Raw genomic sequence first — 17,440 nt, forward strand, 5'->3', positions numbered from 1 at the left:
TTAATCCTTAACTGGGGGAGGCGCTAATACATCTCTACTGCTGTTAGCACCAGAAGGCGCACTTATGACACCTTGCGCTTGTAATTGGTCGACTAATCGCGCTGAACGGTTATAGCCAATTCTAAACTTACGTTGAATACTTGAAATTGATACTTTACGTGTTTCCGTAATAAATGCGACAACTTCATCAAATAATGCATCAATCTCATTGTCCCCTTCAGCCTCTTCACCCGGCAAAATACTATCTAAGCTCATATCATCACTTAATATGTCTTGAATATAATTAGGCTCTCCGCGTTTTTTCCAGTCGGCAACAACTTTATGTACTTCATGATCATCCACAAATGCGCCATGTACACGCGCAGGTATACCAGTACCTGGAGGTAGATAAAGCATATCACCGTGTCCAAGTAGTGTTTCTGCACCTTGCATACCAAGAATGGTACGAGAATCAATTTTACTTGAAACTTGAAAGGCGATACGGGTGGGAATATTCGCTTTGATCAAACCGGTAATTACGTCCACCGATGGGCGCTGTGTTGCTAATATTAAATGAATACCAGCGGCACGCGCTTTTTGGGCGATACGGGTAATAAGCTCTTCACACTTTTTGCCAACAATCATCATCATATCGGCAAACTCATCAACAACCACAACGATGTTTGGTAGCTTTTCAAGATAAGGTGCGGTTTCATCCATGCTATCACCCTCTTTCCAGATAGGGTCAACTAATGGCTCACCAGCTTCAATCCCTGCTTTCACTTTTGCGTTGTATCCAGCCAATGTTCGAACACCTACTGCAGAAAGTAATTTATAGCGACGTTCCATTTCACCAACACACCAACGAAGTGCATTAGCGGCTTCTTTCATGTCGGTAACCACTTCTGTTAACAAGTGTGGGATCCCTTCATAAACACTTAATTCAAGCATTTTAGGGTCAATTAATATCATGCGTACATCTTCAGGTGCAGACTTATAAAGCAAGCTCACCAGCATACAGTTCACACCAACAGATTTACCTGAACCCGTTGTACCTGCCACTAATAGATGTGGCATCTTCCCAAGATCAACCACCACAGGCTCACCAGAGATATCTGCGCCTAACACCATCGAAAGTGGTGATTTTGCATCCATGAATGTTTGGCAGCCCATTACTTGCGAGGCATAAACGGTTTCACGATGTTTATTTGGAAGCTCTAGTGCAATAACAGCTTTACCCGGAATCTGATCTACAACACGCACACTCATGGCAGATAATGCACGTGCTAAATCTTTTTCAAGACTGGTGACAGTACTTACTTTCATACCTGGTGAAAGCGCAAGCTCAAAGCGGGTGATCACAGGTCCAGGTAATACATTAACCACTTCAGCTTTGATTTTAAACTCTAATAGTTTACTTTCAACTAAACGCGCTGCAGTTTGTAAATCTTCTTCAGATACTGGATGTGCTTTCTTATTTGGGCGGTCAAGCAAGTCAATACTCGGGAATGGCGCCATATTCTCATCAATTTTACGCTTAATGGTCGGCCTTGCATGTTCAGGTAGGTGTGAAAAATCAGGAATAATTTCAGGCTCATCTGATTCGGTTTCCATGAAACTGATTTCATTAATAGCATCATCAAACGGCGCATCAAATTGATCTTTTGGTGTATCAATTTCAACACTATTCTCCCCGAACACAAAATCTTCAACTTCAGCGATATCAATATCAGTAAAGGGAACTTGCTCAAATTCTTCTTCAATCACAGGTTCAATATCTGTTGGTTGTTGAACTGATTTGCGTAACTTGGATTTTTTAGCGACACTTTTGGTCGTATTTTTACGTTCATTTAACTCAGCTTGTAATGATTTTTCTTCACTTCTTAATTGCACCCGCTTGTCGTTCCACGCTTTTATCGCACTAGGTAATGCAATAAGTTGATTGATCATATGTATAGTTAACTCGCCTAAGCCATCAACTAAACGTAACCATGAAAAACCAAACAATAAGGTAATACCTGAGATGAGCAAGGTAAGTAAAATTAAATTAACGGCTAGTAAACTAAAGAAACCCAACATGCTTTGCGCGATGACATCGCCAATTAGGCCACCTGAAGGATAATAGTGAAAATCATTAAAGTTCAATGATGCTAAACCGGAAAGACTAAATACGGTGAAAATGAAGCCAATAATACGAAGGCTTAAATTAAGGTAATCAATGTCTAAACTGAACTTAGGCTTCCAAAATAATAGCCAAGCTAACACAGAAACAATCAAAGGAATGAGGTAAGCAAGTAGTCCGAAGGCATAAAAAAGTACATCAGCTGTCCAAGCGCCAACACGACCACCTGCATTTTGAATTTCAGCGACCCACTGCTGTTGTGACCAACTAGGGTCTACTGGAGAGAAGGAGAGCAGTGATATAGATACAAATACAGCACAGAAAAGGGTCATTATGACCCCTACTTCAAACAATTTCTGAACACCAGATAGATGGTTAATCATATTTTTTTTAAGCAAAACAAACCTCAAATAGGGGATATAAATTTAATCAAGAAAATCAGCAGGTAGTTGATGTCGTAAGCGTAACCATATTTTACCGCTGGCAAAAGCAGAATCTCGCACTGTTTGCATAATTTGTTGTGACTCACCTTTTTCAAGCACCGATTTTATATCTTCATAAAAGTTAAGGGCAATTGAACGAGCTTCACTGTTAGAGAAGTAAAAAATACCAACCTTACGATAAAGATCCTGTAAACCATTTAGAATAAGTACATATATCATGTTGTTCGAGGACACTGCGACTTGATGATAAAAACGGTAATCAAACTCTGTAAACTCTTCACTACTCGCATCAATAGAAGGAGTATTCGCTAAAAACTTCAATACGGATTGATTATTATGTTTAGCGGCCATACGCAAGATAATAGCGCTGATATTGGTACGCACGGACATGAGTTGGTCAATAAAGTCAGATCGTCTGTTAACATCTAAACGGGTTAAAGTACTTAGAATATTTAGGCCAGATGTTTCCCAAAAATCATTTACTTTAGTCGGTTTTCCATGGCGTATAGTTATCCAGCCGTCCTTTGATAAACGTTGCAAAACTTCACGTAACGTGGTGCGTGTTACGCCAATTTTATCGGCAAGAAAGCGTTCAGCCGGCAGCTCCGAGTTAATTGCGATGGTGCCATTCCAGATCGATTCAATCAGATATTGCTCAGCCACATCTGCTGGCCCTTTCGCTTTCATAATCATCGCTTGTTATACCTACTTTATTATTATACTGCTTTAATGATACCACAGTCAGTCTGAGCCAAAACATGATATGTTTCAATGACAAATATACAAATGTGATTATCTTCACATTGATTTTTGTAAACTTCATAAAGTACAGTGTTAAAAACATTAAGGTTTGAAATGTATAGCCCCTTAGTGGTACAAATAGGTCTATCAACAATTCAAGGAATTAATTGTGTTATCTACCTTAAAAAATCTATCTACCCAGCGCTGGCCTTGGTTATTACTCGCATTTAGTGCACTTGTATTAGAATTATGCGCACTTTATTTCCAACATGTTATGAAACTAGAGCCCTGTGTCATGTGTGTTTATGAACGCATTACCATGATGGGTATATTAATAGCAGGTTTAATTGGGGCAATTGGCCCACAACAACTCATGATCCGTTTACTTGCCTTTGCAGTATGGGGTGTTAGTGCCGTATGGGGATTAGCGCTTGCCGTTGAGCATGTCGGCTATCAGATGAATCCTTCCCCTTTTGCTACCTGTGACTTTTTCCCTAACTTTCCTAGCTGGGCTCCGTTACATGAATGGCTTCCGTGGTTATTTAACCCAACCGGCGATTGTGCCGATATCGTGTGGCAATTTTTAGGTTACTCTATGCCACAGTGGTTAATTGTCAGCTTTGCAGTTTATTGTGCACTATTTGTGGTGATTGCAGTCACTGCCCTATTGCCTAAAAAGTAATTAATTATTCTCGGCAATAAAAAAGGTAGCAATAATTTGCTACCTTTTTTGTTTGTGCGATTTATTTCGTTTACGAGTCATTATACCAATTCCGTTAATATAGTGATCAAATATTACCTAGGAAAAAGGAGTTAGTTCAAGGCGAAAATTGATGCAAATGGTTGTTCCCTTTACGAAATTTTCAACCTGAAATAGCTTCTTTTAACCAGTAAGATTGATCAGTTATTTAGTGGATTTGGTATTAAACCTGAATATCGATATGTTTACCTTTACCGTCAGGGCTTTCCACTGGCGCAACCGATTGCAATAACTGCATTGTTTGTTGCTCTGTTTGTTCATTGTTGGTTTTCATCAAATGTACATTCACTTTTTCAAGTGTATTAACTTTAGCTTGATGACTCATCACTGAACCTACCACACTCATATCCATTTTTACCCCTCCTTAATACCACACTAACTATAGCGCTAAATATTAGTTTCAGCGACTTTCACTTTATCGGCAAGCGGCGCAATAACTTGAGGGGTAAATTTTATAAACCTTGAATGTACTGTGCATGTGTTGAAAGCGACACAACATCGTCCAACTTTTGTTTCATGCTTTTATCACCCTTCACTAAAGCCGTGAAATAGTCGAGTAACATAGCCTTGTCTAATTCAGCTTTAGAGCCTGCGCCAATGTTCGTTAAATCAATAAAGAACTCATCAAATAGTGCCGAGAACTCTTCAACCACATCTAAGTTTAAAAACTGCTCGTCGTTATAGATACTTGGATATCCACCAAGCTGTTTATCTACAGCAAAAGAGAAACCTTTAACATTAGTTATCGTGGTCGCTTTTTGACATTTAAGCATACAACCATCTTCGATAGACGGTTTATTACAGCCGACAGTCTGCTGGAAGAAACATTGTCGACTGGTCATCATCAAAATGGGATGATAAATGCTGTATAACATTTTAAAGTTTTTCGGACGTTTAATATTACGTATCTGATTACGGTTTATCTCGTTTGAAATAAATGCACCGGCACAGTTTAGCTCTTCTTGTAAGGTTAACAGTGCATAGGAGTTAGTGGTATTTAGAAGTGGCCCTGCAATCCACTCAATACCGAGTTGGGTCGCTTTTAACGCAATACCTGTGTTGTTAGAGATAATACGTTTGGGTTTAACCGTTTCAAGTAGTCTCACTGATTCATCGTAATCTTTACCAATTAAGACCGCTGGGAACCATGGGATTAAACGTGGATTTTCAAGGAATATATCAATGTGTTTATTACAACGTTTTTTCCAGCTTTCAGGTAATTTAAAATAGATATCCCCTTCTGTTTTTTCAGCAAGATAGCTATCTTTCACATCACTGATAAGCAGTGATAATGTCGGTTGTGTAGATACTTTTTCAAACACTTCTAAAGCAGGAAGTTCAACAGGTGCAATCGGTTTTACTTTGCCATTAAGCAGGAATGCAATTTCATTTTTAATGGTCGTTAACTCTTTAAAAGGCACACTCAGCCCTTCATTTAATCCACTAAAGTCGATATTTTGTAATTCGAAATCACCATTTTTGAAGCTTTTAAAACGTTTTTCAATTGCCTCAGGTTGTATCGACGCTTCACCGGCGGCAATCAGGTTGCTTTGAGAATGCACGGTATGCTGCTGTTCTTCAAAAGCGATAGTGATACTTAAAGGTTTTCCTAATTGACCAGTAACTGCCATGGTTAGAATGGGTTTTTCAATACTAATATGCTTGATTTTATCGGCAACGGTTGCCGAAATTGCATTTTTCTGAGCAGATAATTCTGTTTGCACCTCTTGAATCTGCACAACGGATATAGCCCCATGCTCTTCATTAGCATGTTGGAAACTATTGTCGCGCGGATTATCGATGAACATATCTTTAGTTAAATTACCCTTTAAAAAAGAGTTGGTAAAATCACGATTAAATACTTTATAAAGATTACTGTTATCGTCCAGTAATTTACCTGTCTCAACAAATTGATTTATTTGTTGGCGCCAGCTATCAACTACAGTATGCACATATTGGGCACCTTTAATACGGCCCTCAATTTTTAATGAATCAACGCCAGCATCTACCAGCTCAGGTAGGTCGAAATAAGCAGAATTATCTTTTAAATTAAGTGGGAACTTATTACCTGCATCGGTGATTTCATATTCATCACGACAGGCTTGGCTACAACGACCACGATTACCAGAGTTACCGACACTCACCGAACTTGAATAACATTGCCCAGAAAAAGCGATACACAACGCGCCATGTACAAACACTTCAGTTAACACATCATGATCATGTGCAACTGTCGTTAACATTTTAACTTCAGGTAGATTCATCTCACGAGAAAGATTAACGCGTGTTGCACCAGCTTTCGCAAGAAATTCAATCTGCCCTGCATTATGCGTTGTTAACTGTGTGGAAGCGTGAATAAGCAGTGTAGGAAAATGTTTTTTTACTAAGTTAAACAACCCTAAATCTTGCACAATAATGCCATCAATAGTGGTGTTTACCAATTGGTTAAGTAGTTTAACAACACCTTTTATTTCATGTTCTAAAATAACCACATTAACCGTTAAAAACACTTCGCACTCAAAACGATGAGCAAGTCGTAAAATACCTTTTAATTGTTCAAAGGAGATATTAGTCGCGCGATTTCGAGCATTAAACATATCCAAGCCACAGTATATCGCATTCGCACCGGCAACAATCGCAGCTTTAATCGCATCCACATCACCACCAGGGGCTAACAGTTCTATTTTTCTAGTCATTACAAATCCATTCACACCTATTTTAATTGTTGGCGATTCTACCTACATCAATACCCTATTACTAGCAAAGACAAACTTATCTCAGATCAATAATAAGCCCTATGAGGGTCAATATGTTGCGACACAAAACATTTAATAATAGTGATAACAAATTGATATAAATTAATTGATATAAATATATTCCATAGCTACTTTTAAAAAGTTAATAAAATCCCACTGAACTAGTTATCTGATATTTATATGGAGAAAAGCATGAAGCTAACAATTGCACAGCGTTTATATGGAGGTTTCGCGAGTATCATCGTCATCATGTTTATTGTTTCAGGCATTGTTTGGTCGCAAAATAAAGCGATTCAAATTATCACGACTGAAGTGGAAAATGATGATGTGCCTGGTGTAATAGCCTACTTACAAGTATCAGATCAGCTTGCCGATATGCAAACTAATATATTGGAATACCTTTCAGGAGAGATGTCTGCAGTTGATAAATTTTCAGGTAACTACAATCAGTTTCAAGGATACTATAAAACCTTATATGCCTTAGAGTCTGCTAAACAATCTGACCGCGACAAAATGGCGATGATTGAGAAACTTGCCAATGAGTATGCTCAGCGGAGTAAAACAGAAATATTTGATCGCTACAGCCCTAAAACAGAGCAATGGGCACTCACACAAATCAAAGCTCTTGAGAAAGAGGGAGCTGAATTAGAACAATTATTAGACCGTTTAAAGGAGGAAGAGTTTGCTGATGCACTGAAATCGATAGACCTAGAGGAGTCTCTCAAAGATGACCTGCCAGGGGTGCGCTATTATTTAGAGCTTATTGATGAAGGGGGCGATATGTTAGCTTCTATCACTAGTTTTGTAGCAGGTGATGTTAGTAAAGTAGAAGCTTTTAAGAAAGATCAAGCTTCCTTTGAACTTTACCTGAATAAGTTAGCTCCACTTGAACAAAAGCCCAACGAAGTTGAAAATTTACGTAAAATTGGACAATACAAAGATAATATAGTTAGCACTGCCAACGAAATCTTTAAAAAATTCGACCCTACTGGTCGTGAAGCGGCCTTAAATACCGTCAATGACATGGAAGAGACAATTTTCAATAAATTAGAAGATATTTTAGATGAGTCTGCATTAGAAGAAAAAAACGATTCCAGCACAGCGCTAACGCTTGTTTCATCGATGTTAGAGAATATGGTTAGTCAATTATTAATCGCTACTATTTTAGCCGCAATTGTAGGTGCAACCATTGCGTATTTCTTATCGAATTCAATCAACCGTCGTCTTCAAAAAGTACTGACCGTTGCAGATCGTATCAGTGAAGGTGACTTAAGCTCAACAGCATTAGATAATATGGGTACAGATGAGATTGCAAAACTTGCCCTTGCGATGAATAAAATGAGTGATTCTTTAAATGCTCTACTCACAGATATTAATGATGTTGCCGTTTCTGTCGCCAGTGCTTCCTCTGATATTCAACAATCAAGTAGTGATCTAACCGACGGAAGTAATGAGCAAGCCCATAAATCATCCATGCTTGCAACTGCAATCGAAGAGATGTCTTCGACTGTATCAGAGGTGGCAATGCAAAGTAATCATGCATCTGAAAGCGCGACCGAATCTGGTAAACAAGCAAATATGGGGGGGGAAATCGTAAGAGATACTGTATCGGGTATAAACAAACTATCAGAAGTCGTCAATAACGCCTCTGAAACCGTTGATAAGCTCGGCGCACGAAGTGATGAAATCGGTGCTGTTATCCAGGTGATAAATGGCATTGCCGAACAAACTAATTTACTTGCACTTAATGCAGCTATTGAAGCAGCACGCGCTGGTGAGCAAGGTCGTGGGTTTGCAGTCGTAGCAGATGAAGTTAGAACATTAGCAGCCCGAACCAGTGAAGCAACTAAAGAGGTTGCTGCATCGATTGGAGCAATACAAGCAGATACACAAGCAGCCGTTACGAGTATTCTTGAAGGTAGTCAACAAGCCTCAGTAAGTGTTGAATTAGCAGAGAAAGCGGGACAATCATTAGAAACCATTGTTACAAGTGCTGTCAACTTAGATAGTATGATTGTTTCAATTGCTTCAGCAACTGAAGAGCAGTCGTCAACAACACAGGAGATGGCTCGTGACGTCGCGGTAATTCGTGATGCTTCGGACAATGCCCTTAATCTTGCAAGCAATACCTCTGAAAAAGCCAATAGAATGAGTGGATTAGCTACTGAACTTGAAAACTTAGTGAATAAATTTAAATTACGTTAATATTTTAAAATATCTCAAAAAAGGCCCCAATAATAACATTATTGGGGCCTTTTTCTTGATTCAAACATTGATTATGTAACTAATACCCATCGAATTAAGTATTCCAAGGGTTATTTGGATCATAAGGTGCTTCATCGGATTTTTCTTTGTTGGCACGTCTGTCTTTTGGACGTTCACTACTGCCACCTCTATTTCCCTGAGAGTTATCTCGATAAGGATGTTTTGAGGCTCCTCGAGAATGACGATTAAACTCACGATCATCACGCTTACGCTGACTATGCTCTTTATGTGCAGAAGCGGCCTTAGCTTGTGATAGTTCAATCGACTCGATAGTCAATTCCATCGGCTCACGTGGCACAATGTGTAAAGAAAAGCCGCGTTCGCGTGGCGCTAAATCAAACTCTGATTCACGTGCTTTAGGCATACGCTTAAAACGTGATAAGTAAAAGTTCTCTAATTTTATACGCGCCCATTCCGTTTTTTTCAAAAACTTCACGCTACCTGCAACAGAAGGGTTCACTTTAAAACAGTGAAATCGCATCGCTGCATATAATATTTTCCAGCCATAATGCTCAACAAGTTCAGTGAGTAATGTCTCTGTGCTTAGGCCATGTAACGGGTTATTTCGTTGTTCTTCTACACTTGGTTTCATTGTTCTTTCCAATTTAAAAAGCCTTAATAAATAGTATTAAGGCTTATTGGGGGATTTTATCTGAATTTAAAACAGCTGTCAGTAAATTGAAACTAAAGCAGTGGCCAGTTTTTAGCTATCAGCCGTCAGTAAAGTCAAAAATCAACAACTTGTTTATTTTGGCGTGTAGTTAAGCAAGCTTTGTGACAAACTAACCCCTTGCAACTTCAGTTGATTAACACGTTGTAAATAAGCGGCACCTTTTAACAGGTGTAACGCAACATCAACCGCTTTGCGCTCCGTGTAGCTTTCTAAATAAGTACCCTTCACCCAGCTATTGAATGCGCCTAAACTGGGTCCAGCCCAGATTTGATAATCCATTTCACGCCCTTTTTCACCGATATTTGACCAGCGTGAAGAAAGCCCTAAATACCATCGGAAAATTAGTGCCATTTTGCGTTTCGGGTTACTTTGAGCACGTGCTAACATTTCAGGATCACGCGCTTGGAAGAAATCGATTGTGCCAGCCCAAACATCATCTAAGTTTTGGCGGAAAATTTGCTTTTCGATTTTCTCTCGCTCAGCAGTAGGAATCGCTTCAATCGAGTCATAATTAACATATAGCTCGTAAAGTTTATTGGCGCGCATCGCAAACATGGTGCCACGTTTTACCACCTGTAGCTTCACGCCCATTTCAAACATATCGGCAGCCGGTGCCATGGTCACATCAGCCATCTCAACGCCCGCTAACAATTTACGGGTATACTCAGAAGCCCCAGCCTCAACACAAGCTTGATTCACCGAGCCTAACACAATGTATGCGGCTCCCATATTAAAGGCAGCCAATGTTGCTTCTGGGGTGCCGATGCCACCACCAGCACCAACGCGCAGTGCAGGGGAGAAATTATATTGTGCTTGGATCTCATCGCGCAGTGCAATGATGGTAGGTAAAAGCGTTAAAAACGGACGGTTATCCGTATGACCACCCGAATCCGCTTCCGCAGTAATATCATCGGCCATCGGCACACGCTTTGAAAGTTCAGCTTGTTTCGCGGTAATTTTGCCCTGTGCTAATAACTTATCTAATAACTTTTGCGGTGCAGGCTCCATAAAACGGCGCCCGACTTCAGTACGTGATACCTTTGCAATCACCTTGTTTTTAATATTAACCGAGCCATCAGGCTTCTCACTTAACCCTGCAACACGATACCAAACGATATGCTCGGTTAAGCCAAGGTATGCAGACGCTTCTACTGTTTCAACACCCAATTTTAGGAAACGCTCAACTGCGCCACGCTCTAATGCTTCCTCTGCTGGCGCATGGATCAGGTTTACCGCATAAGGACCATTTGGCAGTGCTGCTTGAATCCGTTTGATCGAATCTTCAATGACATCGGGTACTAAACCTGCAGCACCAAATGAACACAACAGCCCCGCTTTACCTAGCGCAATAACTAGCTCAACGGAAGCAATACCGTTAGCCATTGCACCACCGTGATAAGCGTATTTAACACCATGTTGCTTTTTAAAATCAGCATCGCCTAAATCTTCAGGATTAAGCGCTTGTGCAAATGCAACAACCGATTCACTGCTTGCATCACAAGTTGCTTGGCTAACACCTAACATGTCGCCACTTTTTGCAACATAAATAGGTTTATTCAAATCCATTAATGCACTTTTTACTGCATCAGAAGTTGTATTGATATTATTACTCGCGACTTTCCAAGCCCAATCAATCGGTTGTTGATTATTTAACGTTAATACACTCATTGTTATTTCCTAAACGGTGATATGAAAATCACCTTAAATTAGTTGTTTGTTCTTTTATTAAAACTTATCGTGATACCTTAAATGCTTAGGGCTAAGTCATTTAAGGCTAGATCAAGGCGAAAAAGCGCAGTTTAATGGTTTAAATGAGCATTTTTCAACGTAGAGATAGCCTTAAAGGACAACGACCTTAGTATTTAAGCTTCGATGATGCTAAGAACAATATCCTTCACTTCATAGATGCGTAGGCCATCCTTAGACAGATTCGCATCCCCCACTAAACGCACCTCACTATCGGTTTTGATAATATCAGTAATATGGACATCTAAACTCATCTGTTTATTTAGCGGCGTAATTTGTCCGCGGTATTTCCACACAACGTTAGTTAACGGGGCTTCAAAACGCGGGTTGTTAAAAGTTTTTCCTAAATCGTTTTTCAGGGCATAGGTTTGTAGCAATTCGATAATCGCTTCTACGCCTAATGAGCCTGGCATCACCGGATCTTGATGGAAGTGATAACGGAAGAACCAATCACTCGCATCAATAGTACGTTCACCATAGATATAAGCGAGTGACGCTTTACCACCACCTTCAACAATTGACACCGTATCGACAAAATTAAGTTGTCCGCCCGCTAAACGATAATGTGGCTTTGCAATGGGTGCTTTAAACAGTGATAAAGTCTTATCGGTAAGATCGATTTTTTCAACCTGAGCTGCAGGTGTATTATTATCGACAAACCATGCATTAGTTGTTTTGCCGTTATCGATACCCAATTGGTTCGCTAACGCATCCCCACCAAAGTAACCAAAAACAGCTTTACCTTTATAAAACGGCTCATCATCCACCAGCAAATCAAAGGTGAAACTCTGCACGATCATACCACCTGCCATAGTGGTGCTTAATAACACCGATTTATTAACAATGGTTTTACCGCGTAGATCCACTTTTCTTAATAGCTCACCTTCACCATCTAAGTTTCTAAAGAAAAGATCCTTTTCAGGATAAACCAAGGTGGTGCCCATATAGCCTGAGATAAAGCCATTAGGTTGCAGTGCAATCTCCATGATTAATGAATATGGCATCCAATTATCGACACTATTTTTAGTGAAGTACCATGCATCTGCAGGCACAAAATATTCCGCAATACAGCTGGCTGTTTTTTTAAGGTCTAAACGTTGCCCTTGCACATCAATCACTCGGGTAACAACTTGTAAATCACCACAGGGCGTTCTCGGCGGTATACGCCCTTTATAAACATCAAAGGCAGGACCAAAACAGTTAGAGATATTACCCGTTGCAAATTCAAACAGATGGTAAGGTGTAAATGGAAGGCTATCTGGCGTTCTATTTTGCCCTGCAACCATCGGAGCTTCAAAATGTTTGATTGGTGTCACGCCCTTCTCTTTCGGGGCATTAAAATCTGATTCAACACGCATTAATGGGCATTTTGCATCTTTAAAAGGTTGCACGCCGCGTTCATCGGTGATCAGGTGATTCTCCACCTCGTGAATCGCTTCCACAGGGATCTGCTCAACGTGACTTTCAAGCTCATTAAACGCAGACTCTACAGATGATTCGACTAAACTTGTATTGGCAGTGGGTAATAGTTGTACGTTACTTGGTAATGTCACGGGATACGCTGAATCTTCATCCTGTTCTTTAATTTCCATACACAGGTTTTTAAAGTCAACCACGGTTTTACCATCAAGAATAATATCGATGTTGGCCTTAATAAATGGACGTGGCGACATGCCCATCTCAACCACCTCTAAACGATAGGTTAAGGTATTAGTTTGCGGTAACACCTGCCCACGACAGCGTACAGTTTGTGGCTCTCCTTTCATTGGTTGGAAACGCGCGTTATTGACGGTGCCATTCATACCTAACCAAAGCATGTAAAACATTGCCACTTGCCCACAACCTTCTGACATTAACGAGCCCGCCATCACTTGATCGCCTTTAAAGTGACATGGGAAATACCAGTGATCCGGCGCGAGATCTTTCTGCCCCTCAATAAGGCCGAGTCCCCAATGACCACCAGTAGGATCAACTTTAGTGATACGTTCAATCATCAAGAATTTTTCAGATGAGAACTTCAGCGAAGGATTACGTCCTTGTTGATCATATTCAGGTCCAAAACATCCGGCGATATCACCATCTACTAGCTTCATCATATCAGCATAGTTATACTGCGTTTTGCTGTTTTTAATCAGTGGTGTAAAGCTTGATTTTTTAGCATTCGCAAAAGCCGCTTTATCTTTATCGTTATGAATAACGCCTTTACCGTCCGCTAACTCTTCATCGGTGAAGAACCCCGCACAGCCATTACGCATAATAAGCACTTTTTTATCGCCCACATAACAATCGTAGTGGAAGAAGAATAAAAGTTGCTCGCCATTTTTTGCATAGGAATCGATATGAATTTCATAGCGTAGTGTTTCACCACCAAAGGCCATATCTTCTAAAAAGGTTAATTCGCAATCGAGTAAACGATAGATTCGCTCACTTTTGTTTTGAAAGTCGATGCCGATATATGAGATAAGCATCAAATCACATTGACCCGATTCAACCGATACCGACCAAGGGATATGACCATCAATTAAAAACGGTGCGTCAACGGGAATATCATATTCCGTTGCCATGTATGATTTTTTATATTCGTTTACCTTGGCTTCAAGATCCGTCACACGGGTCACTAACAGGTAATCGGTCGTCGGGAGGCGAACGCGACGCGCATAACTGTCGATAATTCTATATTGTTCACCAAATACCTTACTAATGTCGCCCTCTGCAAATTCCACTAAATCGGCGGTATCAAAGATAACTTGCTTGGGTTTATTAAAACGCTCTTCAAGTTGTAAAGCAGGATAGTGATATCCCGCCGGCCCTTTAATTGCAAAACCTGTTTCTACTTGTTCGGGCGCGAACGTTGCTTGATTAACGACAGATGAAGGCGCTTGTCCCGCTACTGATTGTCCCGTTAACAATTGCGCTTGCAGTTTAATCAGTTTGGAAATTTGTTGCTCAGCGCCTTGTCGTGCGCGAATAAAGGCTTGGTGTGTTTGCGTTTGTTGTAAAATTTCACTGCTCGTTTCGCTGTTGATACTGTTTTTAGTCATGGTAACTTGCTCTGAAGAAGTGTGTGGCTTAATGGGCGATGTTGCCATTAGCGAAAGTGGTTGTTTAAGTGTAACAAGCGATAGGTCAATCCCATTATTCACAGGTGCCTTAACCTGCTTCATTTTATTAAACAGGGGGTTACCTTGGTGTTGCAAAATTGATTGTTCAATATCGATGCCACCTAGAACAATCGGTTTAATCAACGAAAAAGGCTTTTTACTGTTTGCATCATTGGCTTTAGTGATTAACTGATATGGCTGTTTGGGTGCGCTTAAAATCAGATGTGCACAGCTCATATCTTTGCCCAGACCATTAACGGCGATTTTCTCTGCTATCCCTGTATTTAAATTAAGGGCCGATTTAATCAAACTTACCATCCCCGAGGCATTAAACAGATGACCTACTTGGCGTTTAACACTATCAATATTGGCGTTACTATAACATTGCGAAAAAGCCTGTATTTCCGCTTGATTATCCGCAATGAAACCACTGGCAAAGGCTTCTACCTGTTGAACTTGTTGTGGTTGAATCGCCGCTTGCTGACATGCTTGTTTTACGGCACGTTGTATTGCGTTGCTATCACTGCCACTGGCAAAGCTAATCGCATCAATCTGTGCATAACGGTTGTGCGATTCCTGTAACGCCGATTTTAATACTATCGCGCCCGCGCCCTCACCTACTGTCCAGCGATGATGATCCAGTATATTGTCTTGAATTTGCCCTTGAGGGTTTTCTTCTACTGTCCCGTAACGCTGACGCAAACTAATGTTTTCAAAGGATCCCGCTAAATCAACGGCGGCTATCACAACCGCTTCTACATCGGACGTCGCAAACAGGTTTTGTGCTAGCTCTGTGCAACGGTATACCGAATTTTCTTCACTCGATACCGTGAACGCAGGGCCACTGAAATCCCAAAGTGCAGAGATACGTGATGCCATGATATTACCGATAAAACTCGTGTATTGGTTTAACTGCGCGGCACTGGCGATACTCTCTTTACAAATATTAATCAGCTCTGATTGTTCAGCGGCTGTTAAATGGATCCCCTGTTGCTCAAGACTTTGATCAATTTGCGTGCTTAAATTAACGCGCCCACGATACTGATGTAGGTCTAGCTCTAACCCCATTGCGACTAATACAGCAACATTAGCGCCCTCTTTTAAGCCCGCCTGTTGCACTGCATTATCAGCAACCTTCATCATCATAAGTTGCTGTGGGATCAAACAATCCTGAGGGTTAGGTGGTACTTTAAAGCGAAGAAAGTCGATATCAAACTGCTCTACATAACCCCCTTTAGGTGCATTGCTTAAACCCAGTGTTTGCTTGACGACACGGTTTTTCTCTATCCCTTTCCAGCGCTTTGCTGGTAATTCGCGGAAGGTATTGCCATTGTTATCAAGTAGCGTTTTAAAGTCAGCAAGATCACTAATATCTCCGACCATACAATCCATGCCAACAATAGCCATCGGCGCAAGTGCTTTAACCGAATTGCTATTTGCTGTTAATAATGGCGTATTTCCCGCTTGTAAAACAAGGTGTGCGTTACTGCCACCAAAACCGAAAACACTGACGCCCGCTGTTCGCGCTTTACCAGTCTGAGTTGGCCAATTAACCGTATCAATTGGCATCTGCTCACTGGTTAGAAAGGCTTGTTTGGTGTTAATGGCATTATTTAAACTAATGGTTGCCGGAATAACGCCTTCGTTCAGCGCATAAATCGCCTTAGTCACACCGGGCATGCCGGCCGCGGTTAACAGGTGACCTAAATTCGATTTAGCAGAGCCTAATAACGGCTTATGGTTATATTGGCTAAAGAAGGTTTCCATCGACGCCAGTTCGACCTTATCTCCCTTTGGCGTACCAGTTGCGTGACATTCAATATAATCAACCTCAGCTGGCGATATTTGCGCATCTTGGTAGGCACGTTGATAGGCAAGCACTTGGCCTTTACTATTCGGGCTTAATACAAACTCTCCCTTACCATCGTTAGACAGTGCACCACCTTTGATTACCGCATGGATAGTATCGCCATCGCGCAGTGCGTCACTGTGGCGTTTTAGCACCATCATTCCCGCACCTTCTGCAGCAAATAGCCCTTGTGAGTCTTTATCAAAGGGGGCATGTTTATTGTTTGCTGGAAACGCTTGGAAAATAGAGAATCCCATATTAACAAACATCGGATCAGCACCCGAAATCGCACCGGCGAGCATCATATCAGCGCGCCCGGTATGCAGGTAATCGCAGGCAAGTTTTATGCTATAACAGGAAGAAGCACAGGCAGCATCAAGTGAAAAGTGTGTCCCACCTAGCCCAGATGCCTTCGCTAATAAAGCGGAAGGGTAACCTGCAACTAAGGCATTATCAGGGTTAATCGCTAACGGTTTTGTGAAGTTAGTTAACTGAACAGCATCGCCACTGAGCTGTTTCAGTGCATGTTCCACAACATGATAATAAAAAGGCAAAAAGAGATGATTTGAGGTTTTTGTTGGAAATGACAAATTACCTAAAATTAGACCACAATCTTGCAGTGCATCACTGTTCCAGTAACCTGCATCTTTTAATGCTTGCTCAGTAACGTACAAGCCCCATTTATTAATATCATCTAATTGATGAAGGTAATCGCTATTGAGGCCTCGCGCGCTAAAAGGAGAAGCAACAAATTCAAACCCACGAATATAACCACCGTACATGCAGTAGAACTTATCGGTATCGCCCTTTTGACCAAGATATTTCGCAGGATCAACGCCCATCTCAGCAGCCGTGATCGGTGTTCTATTATCCTGTTTATTTAATAATTGCGTCCAAAACGCCTCTGGTTGACTTGAACCAGGAAACAGATTTGCAATACCAACAATGGCAATGTTTTCCATAAATATTCTCATTTTTCACGGCATAGGCCGTTTAATTTAATAC

At 40.8% G+C, this 17,440-nt stretch carries 9 protein-coding genes; 2 read left to right on the plus strand and 7 right to left on the minus strand.

What is annotated here, in order from left to right; translation table 11 throughout:
- Both CW745_RS12440 and fadR read right to left on the minus strand, forming a co-directional pair.
- Positions 1–2,484 carry a DNA translocase FtsK gene (locus CW745_RS12440; protein ID WP_101109047.1) on the minus strand — a complete coding sequence of 828 codons (2,484 nt, stop codon included), beginning with the start codon at positions 2,482–2,484 and terminating at the stop codon, positions 1–3.
- A gap of 42 nt (positions 2,485–2,526) precedes the next feature.
- Entirely contained in the window at positions 2,527–3,237 is a 711-nt protein-coding gene (gene fadR / locus CW745_RS12445; protein WP_101109007.1) for a fatty acid metabolism transcriptional regulator FadR, read from the minus strand.
- Positions 3,238–3,454: 217 nt separating this feature from the next.
- Between fadR and dsbB the strand changes: the two genes are divergently transcribed.
- Positions 3,455–3,967: a disulfide bond formation protein DsbB gene (gene dsbB / locus CW745_RS12450; RefSeq protein ID WP_101109008.1), complete on the plus strand. Its 513-nt coding sequence runs from the start codon at positions 3,455–3,457 to the stop codon at positions 3,965–3,967.
- Positions 3,968–4,208: 241 nt separating this feature from the next.
- Here the strand turns inward: dsbB and CW745_RS12455 are convergent, their stop codons facing one another.
- Positions 4,209–4,397 carry a hypothetical protein gene (locus CW745_RS12455; protein ID WP_101109009.1) on the minus strand — a complete coding sequence of 63 codons (189 nt, stop codon included), beginning with the start codon at positions 4,395–4,397 and terminating at the stop codon, positions 4,209–4,211.
- A 100-nt stretch (positions 4,398–4,497) separates the two neighbouring features.
- Positions 4,498–6,741 (minus strand): peptidase U32 family protein, encoded by a 2,244-nt coding sequence (locus CW745_RS12460; RefSeq protein WP_101109010.1) that lies wholly within the window; start codon positions 6,739–6,741, stop codon positions 4,498–4,500.
- 252 nt (positions 6,742–6,993) lie between these two features.
- Here CW745_RS12460 and CW745_RS12465 point away from each other — a divergent pair, with 252 nt between their 5' ends.
- The gene (locus CW745_RS12465) at positions 6,994–9,006 is read left to right on the plus strand and encodes a HAMP domain-containing methyl-accepting chemotaxis protein (protein ID WP_193755601.1); all 2,013 of its coding nucleotides are present in this window, start codon (positions 6,994–6,996) and stop codon (positions 9,004–9,006) included.
- 94 nt (positions 9,007–9,100) lie between these two features.
- Here the strand turns inward: CW745_RS12465 and CW745_RS12470 are convergent, their stop codons facing one another.
- From CW745_RS12470 to CW745_RS12480, 3 genes are all read right to left on the minus strand, one after another.
- Positions 9,101–9,658, minus strand: coding sequence for a VF530 family DNA-binding protein (locus CW745_RS12470; protein ID WP_101109012.1), 558 nt, complete (start codon positions 9,656–9,658; stop codon positions 9,101–9,103).
- 153 nt (positions 9,659–9,811) lie between these two features.
- Positions 9,812–11,407 carry a PfaD family polyunsaturated fatty acid/polyketide biosynthesis protein gene (locus CW745_RS12475; protein ID WP_101109013.1) on the minus strand — a complete coding sequence of 532 codons (1,596 nt, stop codon included), beginning with the start codon at positions 11,405–11,407 and terminating at the stop codon, positions 9,812–9,814.
- A 194-nt stretch (positions 11,408–11,601) separates the two neighbouring features.
- Positions 11,602–17,397: a beta-ketoacyl synthase N-terminal-like domain-containing protein gene (locus CW745_RS12480; RefSeq protein WP_101109014.1), complete on the minus strand. Its 5,796-nt coding sequence runs from the start codon at positions 17,395–17,397 to the stop codon at positions 11,602–11,604.
- Between the last annotated feature and the right edge of the window lie 43 nt (positions 17,398–17,440).

The organism is Psychromonas sp. psych-6C06, assembly GCF_002835465.1.
In the GTDB taxonomy this organism is placed as follows: domain Bacteria; phylum Pseudomonadota; class Gammaproteobacteria; order Enterobacterales; family Psychromonadaceae; genus Psychromonas.